Annotated in this window: 10 protein-coding genes and 1 pseudogene; 5 read left to right on the top strand and 6 right to left on the bottom strand. The window is 70.6% G+C overall.

Features of this window, described 5'->3' with window-relative positions; genetic code table 11:
- Positions 1–18 precede the first annotated feature (18 nt).
- Genes HHL11_RS01185 through HHL11_RS01165 form a run of 5 tightly spaced genes read left to right on the top strand, consistent with a single transcriptional unit; the run spans position 19 to position 4,989 of the window.
- Positions 19–1,029, top strand: a complete 1,011-nt coding sequence (locus HHL11_RS01185; protein ID WP_169416557.1) for an ABC transporter substrate-binding protein — start codon at positions 19–21, stop codon at positions 1,027–1,029.
- 8 nt (positions 1,030–1,037) lie between these two features.
- Positions 1,038–1,829 carry an ABC transporter ATP-binding protein gene (locus HHL11_RS01180; protein ID WP_169416556.1) on the top strand — a complete coding sequence of 264 codons (792 nt, stop codon included), beginning with the start codon at positions 1,038–1,040 and terminating at the stop codon, positions 1,827–1,829.
- On the top strand, positions 1,826–2,638 hold the full coding sequence (locus HHL11_RS01175) for an ABC transporter permease (RefSeq protein ID WP_169416555.1): 813 nt from the start codon (positions 1,826–1,828) through the stop codon (positions 2,636–2,638). Before HHL11_RS01180 ends, HHL11_RS01175 begins: the two co-directional genes overlap by 4 nt.
- Positions 2,639–2,659: 21 nt before the next feature.
- Positions 2,660–3,388, top strand: coding sequence for an SDR family oxidoreductase (locus tag HHL11_RS01170; protein WP_169416554.1), 729 nt, complete (start codon positions 2,660–2,662; stop codon positions 3,386–3,388).
- Positions 3,388–4,989, top strand: coding sequence for an FGGY-family carbohydrate kinase (locus tag HHL11_RS01165; protein WP_169416553.1), 1,602 nt, complete (start codon positions 3,388–3,390; stop codon positions 4,987–4,989). Before HHL11_RS01170 ends, HHL11_RS01165 begins: the two co-directional genes overlap by 1 nt.
- Here the strand turns inward: HHL11_RS01165 and HHL11_RS34575 are convergent.
- The 6 genes and pseudogenes from HHL11_RS34575 to HHL11_RS01135 all read right to left on the bottom strand — a co-directional run.
- Positions 4,986–5,084: pseudogene (locus HHL11_RS34575) on the bottom strand (4-hydroxybenzoate 3-monooxygenase); the annotation flags it as partial. The gene HHL11_RS01165 and the pseudogene HHL11_RS34575 overlap by 4 nt on opposite strands.
- Positions 5,085–5,133: 49 nt before the next feature.
- Entirely contained in the window at positions 5,134–7,365 is a 2,232-nt protein-coding gene (locus HHL11_RS01155) for a sensor histidine kinase, YfiR-like protein-associated (RefSeq protein WP_169416552.1), read from the bottom strand.
- Positions 7,365–7,925: a TOL_0243 family YfiR-like periplasmic protein gene (locus HHL11_RS01150; RefSeq protein ID WP_169416551.1), complete on the bottom strand. Its 561-nt coding sequence runs from the start codon at positions 7,923–7,925 to the stop codon at positions 7,365–7,367. Before HHL11_RS01150 ends, HHL11_RS01155 begins: the two co-directional genes overlap by 1 nt.
- Positions 7,922–9,820 (bottom strand): TOL_0244 family TonB-dependent receptor, encoded by a 1,899-nt coding sequence (locus HHL11_RS01145; RefSeq protein ID WP_169416550.1) that lies wholly within the window; start codon positions 9,818–9,820, stop codon positions 7,922–7,924. Before HHL11_RS01145 ends, HHL11_RS01150 begins: the two co-directional genes overlap by 4 nt.
- A 103-nt stretch (positions 9,821–9,923) precedes the next feature.
- Complete coding sequence (locus tag HHL11_RS01140) at positions 9,924–11,846, bottom strand: PAS domain-containing hybrid sensor histidine kinase/response regulator (protein ID WP_169416549.1); 1,923 nt, start codon at positions 11,844–11,846, stop codon at positions 9,924–9,926.
- A gap of 105 nt (positions 11,847–11,951) precedes the next feature.
- Entirely contained in the window at positions 11,952–15,140 is a 3,189-nt protein-coding gene (locus tag HHL11_RS01135) for a PAS-domain containing protein (protein ID WP_169416548.1), read from the bottom strand.
- Positions 15,141–15,153 lie beyond the last annotated feature (13 nt).

The following is a 15,153-nucleotide window of genomic DNA, read 5'->3' as shown; positions in this document are numbered from 1 at the left end:
GAACACCCAAGGAGACCCATGAAATCCTCATCCATCCTCAGATTCGTCGGCGGGGCCCTGCTCGCGGTCTCCTTGTGCGGGCAGGCCGCCTTCGCGCAGGGACCGACCACGGTGCGCATCGGCGCCGCGTCCAACGTGCTGTTCGGGCCGGTGTTCGTGCTGGCCGATTCAAGCAACGGCATCGCCGCCAGGCACGGGCTGAAGGTCGAATCGCGCATCTTCAACTCCGGCATCGCCACGATGGAAGCGGCCCTGGCCGGCGACCTGGACGTCGCCTTCCCCAACACGCGCATCCTGCTGCCGCTGCTGAAAAGCGGCAAAGCCTGCTTCAAGGCCGGCATCGCCTTCGTCGACGTCAACACCGTGGGCATGGTGACCAGGTCCAGCATCACGCAGCCCAGGCAGCTGGAAGGCAAGAAGATCGGCACGCGAAAGGGCGGCATCGGCGAAGTGGCGCTGCACATGTGGCTGGCCAAGCAAGGCATCCCGCGCGACACGGTGCAGACCGTCAACATCGCGGAAGAGGACCTGCCCATCGCGCTGGCCAAGGGCAACGTGGACGGCATCATCTGGCCGGAACCGACGCCGTCGCAGGCGCTGGAAGTCGGCGGCTCCGACGTGCACCGCTTCGGCGACATCGGCTCGGCCTTCCGCGACACCTCGGTCGTCAACGTCACCTGCGACTGGGTCAAGAAGAACGGCGACGACGCCATGCAGCGCCTCACCGCCGCCTGGGTCGATGCCGTCGACCTGCTGAAGAAGAACCCGGACGCCGGCGCCGCCGTCACCGCCAAGGCCCTGCAGCTCACGCCCGACGACGTCAGGAAGATCTGGAAGAACGGCGGCTGGCCGGCCGGCTGGCCCGGCACGCTGACCGACGGGCAGATCGACATGTACTACACGTACGGCGACTACCTGAAGGCCAACAAGGAAATCGACAGCATGCCGGACATGGGCAACTGGATCAGCAGCAAGTGGCTGAAGGCCGTGGACCCGAAGCGCGTGCAGCTGTCCAAGTACAAGCTCTGAGGCGGCCGATGACCAGTGCGATCCGCATGCGCGACGTGGAGATGAACTTCTCCGGCGGGCGCGACGGCAGTTCCTACCTGGCGCTGCGCAACGTCAACCTGGAGATCCGCGAAGGCGAGTTCTTCTGCCTGCTCGGCCCTTCGGGCTGCGGCAAGACCTCGCTGCTGAACCTGATCGCGGGCTTCGTCACGCCGACCCGCGGCAAGGTCGAAAGCCGCGGCGCAGCAGTCGCCCATCCGGGCAAGGACCGCGGCGTCGTGTTCCAGTCGGACCGCGCGCTGTTCGACTGGCTGACCGTGGAGGAAAACGTCTCCTTCGGTCCGCGCATGCGCGGCGAGCCGCAGGCACAGTGGCGGCCCGTGGTCGACGAGATGCTCGAACTGGTCGGGCTGGCGGACCACCGGCGCAAGCTGCCGCGCGAGCTGTCAGGCGGCATGAAGCAGCGCGTGCAGATCGCCCGGGTGCTGGCCAACAGCCCCGACATCCTGCTGATGGACGAGCCCTTCGCGGCGCTGGACGCCTACACGCGCGGCGTCATGCAGAAGGAAGTCACCCGCATCTGGGACGCCTCGCGCCGCACCGTCGTCTTCGTCACGCACGACATCGCCGAAGCCATCTGGCTGGCCGACCGCATCGGCATCATGACGCGCGGCCCGGGTTCGCACATCCGCCAGGTGTTCGAAGTCGACCTGCCGCGGCCGCGCGAGCGCATGACCACCGGCTTCGTCGAACTGTTCAACCGCCTGAGCGAGGCCATCGACGCCGAAGCCGGGCATTCCGCGAAAGCCCCCTTGCAATGAACGGCAGCGAACCCTTGCCGGCGCCCGTCGTATCCGCACCGTCCTCTTCCATCCGCAACGCGATCTGGAAGCACGGTACGACGCCTCTCGCGGTCGCCGCCGCATTGCTGGTCTGGGCCGCGGCGTCGGCGATGACGTCCCCCTTCTTCCTGCCTTCGCCGCTGGCGGTGGGCCGGGCGCTGTTCAACCTGACCGCGGACGGCACCTTGCCGAAGGCGGTGGGCATCAGCTACTTCCGCATCCTGGTCGGCTGGGCGGTCGGTTGCCTCGCCGCGGTGCCGCTGGCCGTGGCTGCCGGCCGCATAGGCATGGTCCGGCGCACGGTGGAACCCTTCTTCAACTTCTTCCGCTTCGTGCCGCCGATCGCCTTCCTGGGCGTCGCGATCCTGTGGTTCGGCATCGGCGAAGGCTCGAAGGTCGCCATCATCATCTACACCTCGCTGTTCACGGTGTTCATGAACACGATGGCGGGCGCGGCCTCGGTGGACGAAAGCCCCAGCCGCGCGGCCCTGTGCCTGGGCGCCACGCGGCGCCAGGTGCTGTGGCGCGTGGTGCTGCCGGCCACGGTGCCGGCCATCCTGGTCGGCATGCGCATCGGCATGGGCTTCTCGTTCATGAGCGTGGTGGCGGCGGAAATGATCGCGGCCAACGAGGGCGTGGGCTTCATGATCTACAACGCGCGGCTGTTCCTGAAGACGGCCAATGCCTTCGCCGGCATCTTCGCGCTGGGAGCCATGGGCCTGCTGGCGGACTACCTGTTCCGGCTGGCCGCCCGCAAGCTGTTCCCGAAGCACGCCTTGCCGTTCTGAACGCGAACCTGGGAGGGAACCATGACTGGATGCATGAAGGGAAAGGTCGCGGCCATCACCGGCGCCGCGTCCGGGATCGGGCTGGCGTGCGCGCGCACGCTGCTGGCGGAGGGCGCCAAGGTCGTCCTGGTGGACCGGGCCAAGGACAGGCTGGAGGCCTTGTGCGCGGAGCTGGGCGACAACGCCATCCCGCTGGTCGTCGACCTGCTGCAGCCGTCCGAGGTGGACGGAATGCTGCCGCGCATCCTGGAACGCGCGGGCGGGCTCGACATCTTCCATGCGAACGCCGGCGCCTACGTCGGCGGCCCCATCGAGGAGGGTGACGCCGACGCGTGGGACCGCATGTTGAACCTGAACGTGAACGCGGCTTTCCGTTCCGTGCGCGCCGTCGTGCCCCACATGGTGGCGCAGAAGACGGGCGACATCCTCTTCACCAGTTCCATCGCGGGCGTGGTGCCCGTGGTGTGGGAGCCGATCTACACGGCCTCCAAGTTCGCCGTGCAGGCCTTTGTCCACACCACGCGCCGCCAGCTCGCGAAGCATGGCGTGCGGGTGGGCGCGGTGCTGCCGGGGCCGGTGGTGACGGCGCTCCTCGACGACTGGCCCCAGGCCAAGATGGAGGAGGCGCTGGCCTCCGGCAGCCTGATGCAGCCGCAGGAAGTCGCCGATGCGGTGCTCTTCATGCTGTCGCGGCCGCGGAACGTGACGATCCGCGACCTCGTGATCCTCCCCAACAGCGTCGACCTCTGATGGAACCGCGCTACGTCATCGGCGTGGACGTCGGCACGGGCAGTGCTCGCGCCGGCCTCTTCGACGCTTCCGGCCGCATGCTGGCCGCGGCCAAACGCGACATCTCGCTGTTCCAGGCCCAGGGCTCCATCGTGGAGCAATCCAGCAATGAGATCTGGCAGGCGGTGTGCGCCTCGGTGAATCAGGCCGTCGCGGAAGCCGGCGTGCCGCCGGAGCAGGTCGGCGGCATCGGCTTCGACGCGACCTGCTCACTGGTCGTGCTGGGGCCGGGCGGCGAGCCGCTCGCGGTCGGGCCGTCGGAGGATCCCGAGCGGAACATCATCGTGTGGATGGACCATCGCGCCGTAGCCCAGGCCGAGCGCATCAATGCGAGCGGCCACGCGGTCCTGAAATACGTGGGCGGCCGCATCTCGCCGGAGATGGAAACGCCCAAGCTGCTGTGGCTGTTGGAGAACCGGCCGGCGCAGTTCGATGCGGCGTGGCAGTTCTTCGACCTGGCGGACTTCCTCAGCTGGCGCGCCACCGGCGACCTCGCGCGCTCGACCTGCACGGTCACCTGCAAGTGGACCTACCTCGCGCACGAGAAGCGCTGGGACGGGAGCTACTTCCGCCAGGTGGGGCTAGGCGTGCTTGCAGAAGAGGATTTCGCGCGCATCGGCCGGCAGATCGTCGAGCCGGGCACGCCGGTGGGGAACGGGCTGACCGAGGCCGCAGCGCGCGAGCTGGGGCTGCGCCCCGGCACGCCGGTGGGCGCCGGCATGATCGACGCGCACGCGGGCGGCATCGGCACGGTCGGCGCCGGCGGCGATGCGCAGGCCAGCATGGCCTACGTGTTCGGCACTTCGTCCTGCACGATGACCAGCACGCGCGAGCCGGTGTTCGTGCCCGGCGTGTGGGGGCCGTACTTCTCCGCGATGGTTCCGGGCCTGTGGCTCAACGAAGGCGGCCAATCGGCGACCGGTGCAGCCATCGACCGGCTGCTGGCCATGCATCCCGCGGCAGCCGAAGCCCGGCGGCGCGCGGAAAGCGCCGGCGAGTCCCTGCCCGAAATGCTCGCCGGTCTCGCCGCGCAGAAGGCGGGCGGCCTGTCGCAGGCGGCGCAGCTGCTGGCCGGGCTGCACGTCGTGCCCGAGTTCCTGGGCAATCGCGCGCCCTTCGCCGACCCGCATGCGCGCGCGATCATCGCCGGCCTGGACATGGAGTCGGACCTGGACAGCCTCGTCGCGCTCTACGTCGCGGGCCTGTGCGGCATCGGCTACGGCCTGCGGCAGATCATCGAAGTGCAGGCGACGGCCGGCGCTCCGATCGCGCAGGTGGTGATCAGTGGCGGCGCCGGCCGCGGCGACCTCGTGCGGCAGCTGCTGGCCGACGTCACCGGCAAGCCGGTCCTCGCCACCGAAGCCGAAGAGCCCGTGTTGCTCGGCGCCGCGATGCTGGGTGCGGTGGCCGGCGAGCTCAGCCCCGACCTGCAATCCGCCATGGCCAGCATGTCGCACATCGGCAGGACCTATGCGCCCGCGCAAGGCGAGATCGCGGCCCTGCACGAGGCGCGCTATCGCGCCTTCGAGCAGCTGCAGATGGTGGGACGCGAGATCCGCTAGAACGGCAGGCCCACGTAGTTCTCCGCCAGCGCGCCCAGTGCGCGCGGCGACGAGAACAGGTAGGCCAGCTCGGTGTCCTGCAGCTTGCGCTCGAAGTCGCTCCGGGGCCGTGGACACGCTGGCAAGCTTCGCGCTGCGTCAACCCTAGGCGAGGCGCCGCAGCAGGTCTTCCAGCAGCGCCGGGTCCACCGGCTTCGTCAGGTGATGGTCGAAGCCTGCTTCGCGCGCCCGCTCGCGATCCTGCTCGCCGCCCCAGCCCGTGAGGGCGACCAGCTTGAGCGGCGCGAGCTCCGTGTCCGCGCGCAAGCGCCGCGCCACGTCATAGCCGTCCAGGTCCGGCAGGCCGATGTCCAGCAGCACGACGTCCGGCTGGAACTCGCGCGCCCGCTCCAGCGCCGCCTGGCCGGAGTGCGCCTGGCGCGCCTGCACGCCCTGCATCTCCAGCAGCACGGCCAATGTCTCGGCGGCATCGACGTTGTCGTCCACCACCAGCACGCGGGTCGCGACTTCGCCGGCACGCACCACCGGCGCGCTGTCGTGGCCCGGCGCCGGTGCGGCCGCCGGCGGCAGGCAGGGCAGCCGCACCGTGAAGGTGGCACCGAGTCCCTTGCCTTCGCTCGTTGCCGTCACGTGGCCGCCATGCATTTCCACCAGCGTGCGCACGAGGAAAAGGCCGATGCCCAGTCCGCCTGCCGCAGCGCGGCCGGTGTTGCCTTCCACCTGCGTGAAGAGCGAGAACACGCGTTCCAGCATTTCCGGCGGGATGCCGACGCCGTTGTCGCGGACCTCGACGCAGGCTTTCTCGCCTTCGCGCCAGGCCCGCACCCGGATGCTGCCACCGGCCGGCGTGTAGCGCGCCGCGTTGTTCAGGAGGTTGCCGAAGACCTGGGCCAGCCGCGTCTCGTCGCCTTGCAGCGCGATGTCGGGGTCGGGCAGTTCCACCTGCAGCGCATGGCTCGCGGCGTCGATGGCGGGCCGCGCCAGCTCCAGCGCGGTCTGCAGCGCCGCGCGCAGCGAGGCCTGTGCGAGCTCCAGCCGGATCTTGCCGCTGTTGATGCGCGAGATGTCCAGCAGGTCATCGATCAGCCGCACCATGTGCGTCAGCTGGCGCTCCATCATGCCCAGCGTGCGCTGCTGCATGGCCGGCGCAGCGCGCGGGTTCTTCAGGATCTGCAGGCCGGTGCGCAGTGGCGCCAGCGGGTTGCGCAGTTCGTGCGCCAGCGTGGCGAGGAAGGCGTCCTTGGCGCGATTGGACTGCTGCAGCAGCAGCTCGGAGGCCTTGCGTTCCGAGATGTCGATCAGCGAACCGGCCATGCGGTAGGCGCGCCCGGCGTCGTCGCGCGCGGCCATGCCGGCCACCATGAACCAGCGCCACTGGCCGGCGTGGTCGCGCAGCCGGCACTGCACCTGGAAAGGCGCGTCGTGGTCCAGGTGGACTTGCAGCGCGGCGTCCACCTCGGGCCGGTCCTCGGGATGCATGCGCTCGGCCAGCGAGCCCGGCACGTCGGGGAACTCGTCCTCGCTGTAGCCGAGCGTGCCGCGCAGCCGTGGCGAATAGAACATCGCCCCGCCGTCGATGTCCCAGTCCCACAGGCCGGCGCTGGAGCCGCGCACCGCCAGCTGGTAGCGCGCATCGCTGGAACGCAGCGCCTCGTTGGTCTCCTGCAGCACGCGGGCGCGCAGGCCCAGTTCGTCCAGCATGGCGTTGAAGGCGTCCACCAGCTGGCCCACCTCGTCGGCGCTGCGCTTGCGCGCGCGCACGTCGAAGCGGCCTTCTTCCAGCACGGTGCGGGCCACGCCGCTCACCTCCCGGATCGGGTCGGTCAGCGAATGCTGCAGCCGGCGCGCGAGCAGCAGCGCGCCGAACATGCTGACCAGCACGGTGAAGACCAGCAGGCCCAGGTAGGCGGCCACTTCCTGCAGCACGCCGTGCCGCACGGCGACGTACACGCGGCCGATGGCCTCGCCGTTCGACAGCACCGGCCGCACCACGCTCGCGGTCTGCAGGCCGAATTGCATGCCCACCGGCGGCGCGCTTGGCGGCAGCGAGGTTGCGTCGGCGCCGGGTGCGAGGAAGCGCGCGAACTGGCGTCCCTGCGTGTCGTACAGCGCCGCCGCCGTCACCTGCGGCAGCGCCTGCAACACGCGCAGGTTCTGCTCGCCGACCTTGGTGTCGCCGAAGGCCAGCGCCGCCTCGCTGGCCAGGCCCACGATCTCGGCCTGCGCCGCCAGGCTGTCCTTGGCGCCGCGCCATTCCTTGCCGGCTTCCACCACCAGCAGCGCGCCGCTCGCCAGCAGCAGCGCCAGGCCCACGGTCAGGGCCAGGATCAGGTCCAGCTTCTTCTGCAGGGTGCGCACTTGCGCCAGGCCGAACATCAGCGCCCCTCCACCTGCAGTGCCACCGTCAGCAGCCTGGAGCTGAGTCGCAGGTTGCGGGCCGCCGCGGCCGTGAGCGAAGCGCCGAAGCGCACGCGCCCATCCTCCAGCGAGAAGTACAGCACCGGGCCGGTGCTGCCGGCCGCGGGGCTGTCGGTGACGGTCAGCACCGGGCCGCGAGCAGCCGCTGCGATCTCGCGCGCGCGCCCCAGGCGCGGGCCGCCGGCATACAGCAGGTGGACGGTGCCGAGGATGTCGCCGTCGTAGATGCGGCGCACCTTGATCGCGTGGCCGTCGATCGTGCGCCCGCTCGTGATCTGTTCCAGCTCCGACGCGACGCCGTCGTCGCCGTACACGGCGATCACGAAGGGATCGGCCGGTGCGCGGAACACGCCGGCAGGGTACTCGACGAAGCTGCAGAACTTGTAGAGGAAGGCGGCCTTCACGGCGGCCTCGCGCGCCAGGCCGACCGGCTGGCCCAGCGCGGGCGCGAATTCACCCGCCACCGTGCCGGCGCCCAGCGGCAGCACGAGGAGCAGGCAGGCGCGCCGGCGGTTCATAGCTGCAACACCGCCCGCAGGAAGACCATGCGGCCGAACTCGCTGGCCGTGGCGGTGGCATTGAACTCCACGTGCCGCTCGTCCAGCAGGTTCTGGGCGAGCAGCGAGAGCTCGAGGCGCGGCGTGGCCTGCCAGCCCAGGCGCAGGTCGATCGAGGTGTAGGCCGGCACGGCAGGCGAGGGCAGGCCGCCGACGCGCCGGGCCATCAGGTCCAGCTCGGTGCGGTGCGGCAGGTCGAACTGCGCGCGTCCGGTCCACTGGAAGGCCGGGTCGTTGCCCAGGTTCGGGATCGAGGTGGGGTCGGTGGGCAGGTCGGCGAAATGCAGGTTCTTGCGCTGGCCGAGGTAGCCGAGGCTGAAGCGCGCGATCTCGGCGGGCTGCCATTGGCCCCAGGCTTCGAGGCCGTCGACGTAACCGTCGATGCGATTGGAGATCAGGGCCGGCAGCGTGGCGGTCCCGGCGCGCAGGCCCCGGTATTGCTGGCGGAACAGCGTAGCGGACCAGGACAGGTCGCGCCCCCACTGGCCGCGGTTGCCCAGCTCCAGCACGTTGGCGATCTCGGAGTTGAAGTCCGGTCCGCCATTGATGATGTAAGGCGCCTGGCCGGGGAAGTGGAAATCGCGGTCGATCGGCGAGGGCGCGCGCACCGCGCGCGACAGCGCGACCCACGTCGTCGCCTTGCCGCCATGGTCGTAGGCGGCGCGCACGCTGGGCATGAACTCCACGCCGGTATACGTGTTGCGCTCGGCCTTCGCGCCCATCGTCACCTGCCAGCGGTCGAAGCGCCGCTGGTATTGCGCGAACACATTGGCCCAGTCCAGCCGGCGGTCCTCGGGCATGAACGCGACCAGCACGCTCGGGTCGTTGGCCACGCGTCCGCTGCGGTAGCCGGCGCCCCACAGCAGCTGCTGGCCGGCGGCCATCAGCGGCTCGTGGGTGAACTCGAGGTCCAGCACCTGCGCTTCGTTGCGGAAACTGGTGACCTCGTCGCGCGCCTGCAGGTCGTACCAGGCCTGCAGGCGGTAGGGGCCGCCGTTGTCCAGCCGGCTTTCCCAGCGGGCCAGCAGGTTGGCGTCGTGCAGCTTGGGCGCCGCGCCGCTGGCCGGGTCGTCGCCGCCGCGGTAGATGTCGCCCTGCACCGTGAGGCCGCCCGCGGGCAGCGTGAAGTCCGAGCGGAAGCCGGCCTGGTGCTTGGTGGCCGCGTCGTCCAGTTCGGTGCCGTTCGGGTGCCTGGTGTTGTCGCGGTCGATGGCCAGCGCGTAGAGGCGCACACGGCCTGCTTCGCCGAGCTTGCCGCCCCAGCGCGCCGCTTCCTGGCCGCCATGCGCCGAGCGCGTCGCGTCGACCAGCGTGCCCTGCGTGGCGCCGGCCGGCTTGGTGATCACGTTGATGATGCCGTTGACCGCGTTGGCGCCCCACAGCGTGCCGCCCGGGCCGCTGATCACCTCGATGCGGTCGATGTCCTCCAGCACCAGGTCGTGGAAGTCCCAGAACACGCCGGAGAACATGGCGGAGTAGACGACGCGGCCGTCGACCAGCACCAGCAGCTTGTTGGCGATCGAGTTGTTGAAGCCGCGCGCGCTGATCGCGTACTGGCCGGCGTTCAGGCGTGCCACCTGCAGGTTGGGCGCGAGGCGCAGCGCCTCCGGCAGGCTGGTGGCCGCCGAACGCCGGATGTCTTCGGAGGAGATCACATACACCGAAGCCGGCGCGGTGCGCAGGCTTTCCGGCCGGCCCGTCACGGAGGTGACGGGCAGGTCGCTGAGCTGCTCCAGGCTCAGTTCCGCCAGGCCGGCGGCCGCGGCCACCTGCTGCGCGTGCGCGCCTGCGGCCAGCAGCGCGAGCGCCAGCCAGCCCGCGGCGGCCTTCCAGCGTTTTCGAGCACGCGTTGCCATGTTTGTCTCCCCCGACTCCAAAGACAAAACCCGCGATGTTAGGAGTTCAATGGCTGAGCCGGCCGCCGCGTGCGCGTTTGGCGGCGCCGTCCTACAGGTCGGCTTATGCCGGCCGGCCGGCCTGTCGCGCGCGTGCTTCGGTCAGCAGCGTGATCAGCGCGTCCAGTTCCACCGGCTTCGTCAGGTGCGCATCGAAGCCGGCCGCGCGCGTGCGGCGCTTGTCGTCTTCGTTGCCGAAGCCGGTCATGGCGACGAAGTAGGCGTCCTGCGCCAACTCCTCGTTCAGCAGCAGCTTGCGCGTTTCGTAGCCGTCCAGGCCCGGCATGGCCAGGTCCAGCAGGATCACCTGCGGCTTGAAGCGCCGCACGAGGGCCACGCTCGATTTGCCTTCGTAGGCGGTTTCCACCCGGTTGCCCAGCAGGCGCAGCACGTCGGTGGCGCTGTCGGCCGAATCGCGGTTGTCGTCCACCACCAGCACGCGCAGGCCACCGGCGTCGTCGCCCTGCTCGTCGTCCGCAGCCGGCGCCGGCCTGTCCTGCGCGATGGGCAGCCGCACGATGAACGTGCTGCCCCCGCCCGCCCCGGGGCTGCGCGCCTCGATGGTGCCGCCGTGCATTGCGGTGAGGGAGCGCGCCAGAGTGAGCCCGATGCCCAGCCCGCTTTCGCTGGGGGAGGACATCGCCGTGTCCGCCTGCATGAACAGCTGGAAGATGTTCTCCAGGTTCTCGTGGGCGATGCCCCGGCCGTTGTCGGTGACGGCGATGTCGACGAAGCCGCCCTGCACGGTCACCCCCAGGGTGATGTGGCCGCCTTCCGGCGTGAACTTGGCCGCGTTCACCAGCAGGTTCTGCAGCACCTGCGCCAGGCGGGTGGAGTCGCCGTGCAGGTAAACCGGCTCCAGCGGCTGCTGGATGTCCAGCGTGTGGCGGCGCGCGGCGATGAAGGGCCGCGCCGTCTCGACGCTGCGGCCGATGACGTCCGCCAGCTTCAGCAGCTCCTTGCGCAGCTTGACCTTGCCGGTGGTGAGGCGCCCCACGTCCAGCAGGTCGTCGACCAGCCGGGTCACGTGCGTGAGCTGGCGGTCGATCACGTCGCGGCAGTTGCGCAGCACCGGGCTGTGCAGCGTCTCCAGCTGCATGATGGTCACCGCGTTGCGGATCGGCGCCAGCGGGTTGCGCAGCTCGTGGGCCAGCATGGCGAGGAACTCGCTCATGCGGCGGCTGGACTGCTCCAGCTCCTCCAGCCGGCGCTGTTCGCTCATGTCGCGCGTGACCTTGGCGTAACCGAGCAGGCTGCCGCTCGCGCCGTACACCGCCGTCACCACCACGTTGGCCCAGAACAGGCCGCCGTCCTTGCGCACGCGCCAGCCTTCGTTTTCCACGCGGCCGTTCGCGCGGGCGTCCTTCAGCTCGATTTCCGGCATGCGCGCAGCGGCGTCCTGCGGCGCGTAGAAGGTGCGGAAGTGGCGGCCGACGATCTCGCTCGCCACGTAGCCGTGGATGGCCTCGGCGCCGGAGTTCCAGCTCTGGACGATGCCGTCCGGGTCCAGCATGAAGATGGCGTAGTCGCGCACGCTGTCCACCAGCAGGCGGAAGCGTTCCTCGCTGGCGCGCAGTTCCTCTTCGTGCTGGCGGCGCTCGGTGAGGTCGCGCGTGATCTTGGCGAAGCCCTGCAGTTCGCCGGCGGGCCCGTACAGCGCGGTGATGACCACGTTGGCCCAGAAGGGCGTGCCGTCCTTGCGCAGGCGCCAGCCTTCGTCCTCGAAGCGCCCGCGCAGCTTGGCCAGGCGCAGTTCCTCCTGCGGCCAGCCGGTGGCCACGGCTTCGGGTGGGTAGAAGACGGAGAAGTGCTTGCCGAGGATCTCCTCGCGCGTGTAGCCCTTCAGCTTCTCGGCGCCGCTGTTCCAGGACACGACGTGGCCGGACGGGTCGAGCAGGAAGATGCCGTAGTCGACGACCGCCTCGATCAGCAGCTGCATGCGCTGCTCGATCGTGTTCTCGTGGTGGGGGGCGTCCAGCTCGTTCATGGCGAGGAATCGACCATTATGGGCAGCGCCGTGGATGGGCTGACCTCCTGCTGACCCAAATGCGGCTGTGTCCTACAGAAACTCCGGTGCGCGGGAACGTTCGGCCTACCAGCTGGCGGAGGCCGCCAGGAATTCGTCGAGCAGGGCAGCCAGGCCTTCCAGCCCGGCGCCAGCCTCGTCCAGCCGCCCGGACTGCGCCTCGAGCTCCAGCGCCTTGGCCCGCTCGCGCAGGGGGTCGGCGCCGACCATGCCGGCGGAACCGGCGAAGGAATGCAGGTGCCGGTGCAGGTCTTCGGCCTGGCGGCCGGCGAAGGCCTCGCGCGCTGCCTGCAGAACCTTGGGCGCGTGCTCCCGGAAGGAGGCCAGGGCCACGGCCAGCAGTTCCTCGTCGCCGCCCAGGCGGTCGAGTGCCTGGACGCGCTGGAAGCCGGGGCCCGCGGGCGCGGCGGCCGGCTGGTCCCGCGCCGGGGCGGCCGCCTCGCCGGGCAAGGTCCACTCGCCCAGCACCTGCGCCAGCCGCGCGGCGTCCACCGGCTTGGCCAGGTAGTCGTTCATGCCGTGGGCCAGGCAGCGTTCGCGCTCACCGGCCGCGGCATTGGCCGTGAGGGCGACGATGGGCGCGGTGAAGCCCTGGGCGCGCAGCCGCATGCTGGCCGCATAGCCATCCAGCACCGGCATGCGGCAGTCCATCAGCACCAGGTCGTAGTCCTCCAGCAGCGCGGCGTCCACCGCCTGCTGGCCGTCGTCGACGATGGTGACGTCGCGGTAGCCGGCTTGCGCCAGCAGCCCGCGCACCACCACCTGGTTCGTCGGGTTGTCTTCGGCCACCAGGATGCGGGCCCCGCGGTTCGCGGCGGGCTGGCGCGGGAGCGCGGCTGCGCCGGCGGCAGCGGGCGCGCGCGCCGGCCGCAGCGGCAGCTCCACGCGGAAGGAGGCGCCGCGGCCCGGCTCGCTTTGCAGCAGCACGCCGCCGCCCATCTGGTCGCACAGCTGCTTGACGATGGCCAGGCCCAGCCCGGTGCCGCCGTACTGGCGGCTGGTGGAGCGCTCGGCCTGCGTGAAGCGGGTGAACAGGCGCTGCTGCTTGTCGTAGGGGATGCCGATGCCGGTGTCGTACACGGTGAAGCGCAGCAGGTTGCTACCGCGACTGGCGTCGGTGCGCCGCACCAGCAGGCCGAACTCGCCGCGCTCGGTGAACTTCAGCGCGTTGGACAGCAGGTTGTTCAGGATCTGGCGCAGGCGCCCGGCGTCGCCGCTGACACTGGCCGGCACGTCGGGCGCGACCTCCAGCTCGAAGCGCAGGCCCTTCTCGCGCGCGCGCAGCTGGTACAGCTCGTCCAGCTGCCCCAGCAACTCGTCGAGGCGGAAGGGCGCGTCCTCCAGCTCCATGCGGCCGGCCTCGATCTTGCCCAGGTCCAGCAGGTCGTTGATCAATTCCAGCAACGAGGACGCGCTGGCGTCGGCCAGCTGCACGTACTGCCGCTGCTGCGGCGTCAGGTTCTCCGCCAGCAGCAGCCGCGTGAGCCCCAGCACGCCATTGAGCGGCGTGCGGATCTCGTGGCTCACGTTGTCCAGGAAATCGCTCTTGGCGCGGTTGGCGGCCTCGGCGGCCTCCTTGGCGGCGTTCACCTCGCGTTCGGCGGCGCGCTGCGCCGTGATGTCGCGGAAGGTCCACACGCGCCCGGGCCGGCCGCCCAGTTCGATGCGGCGGCTGCAGCGTTCGAACACGCGGCCGTCGCGCAGCTCCAGGAGGTCCTGGCTCTGCGCCACGTCGCTGCCGTGCAGTTCCTCGCTGCGCTCCAGGAAGGCGGCGGGATCGCGGACCTGCGCGCGCACCATGCGCGCCAGCGCCAGCGCGTCGGCGCCTTCCACGTGCGGCGGGAAGCCCCACATCTGCAGCAGGCGCGCGTTGTGCAGGATCACCTTGCGGTCGGCGTCGATCACCGCGATGCCTTCGGCCGCGGCCTCGATGGTGGCGCGCGTCAGCGCGGCGGCGCGCTCGTGTTCCAGCTCCGCCAGCTTGCGTGCCGTCACGTCCTGGTTGGTGCCGGTGGCGTACAGGGCGCGGCCGTCGGCGCCGCGCAGCGTCACCCGTCCTTCGCTGTGGATCCAGGCGTGGCTGCCGTCCTTGCGGATGACGCGGTGCTCCACGGCGTAGCTGTCCGCGTCGCCCTTCAGCAGGTCGCGCAAGGCGTTGCGCAGGCTGGCCTGTTCTTCCGCCGGCACCAGCTCCGCCAGCGCCTGCGGCGTGGTGATGGTGGGCGTGGCCGGCCCCCCGAGCAGCTGCGACCAGTTCTCGGACAGGTACATCCAGCCCGAGTCGATGTCCAGTTCCCACAGGGCCAGCCGCGAGGCGTCGAGCGCGCGCTTCTGCCGCTCCTCGCTTTCGCGCAGCGCCCGCTGCGCACTCTTGACGGAGGAGACGTCGAGATAGGTGGTGACGAAGCCGCCGTCCGGCAGGCGCGCCGAACGAATGTCCAGCGCGGTTCCATCGGGCCGCACGCGCTGCATCTGCCGGCCGTCGTGCGCGTAGCCTGCCACGCGCGCCACCTGCCCCTCGACGTCGCCGGGGCCGTATTCGCCGCGCTGCGCCTGGTAGCGGACGATGTCCTCGAACGGCGGTTGCGTGTCCAGCAGGTCCTGCGGCAGTTCCAGCTGGCGCTGGAACAGGTGGTTGTGCGCGCTCAGGCGGCCGTCCGGGCCGTAGACCGCCAACCCGCAGGGCAGCGCCTGCACGACGTCGGTCAGCAGGTCGTGCGCCTCGCGCAGCTCGCGCGTTTCCTGCACGCCCAGGCGCTCGCGCTGCAGCATGGCCCAGCGGGCGACCGCGGCCAGGTCGCGCAGGGCGGCCAGCTGCTCCGGGTGCAGCGCGCCGGGCTGGCGGTCGATCACGCACAGCGTGCCGATGCGCTCGCCGGTGGGCATGGTGATCGGCGCGCCGGCGTAGAAGCGGATGTGCGGCGCGCCGGTGACCAGCGGGTTGGCCTCGAAGCGGGCGTCGCGGGTGGCGTCCTGGACTTCCATCACCGCGTCGCTGCGGATCGCGTGGTCGCAGAACGCCAGCGAGCGCGGCGTCTCCTCGACGCCGTCGAGACCGGTATTGGCCTTGAACCATTGCCGGTCCTCGTCCAGCAGGCTGATCAGGGCGATGGGCGTGCCGCACACTGCGGCGGCAATGCGCACGAGGGCGTCGAACACCGGCTCCGGCCTGGTGTCGAGCAGGCGGAGCATCCTCAACCGGGCGAGCCGGCGGTGTTCCAGGTCATCGGAGGGCGGCAGCGGAACGGCAGACATGCGGTATGGCTCA

It is taken from the genome of Ramlibacter agri (genome assembly GCF_012927085.1).
GTDB lineage: Bacteria > Pseudomonadota > Gammaproteobacteria > Burkholderiales > Burkholderiaceae_C > Ramlibacter > Ramlibacter agri.
The sequence above is the reverse complement of the archived record's forward strand: the minus strand, read 5'-3'. Positions and strand labels throughout refer to the sequence as shown.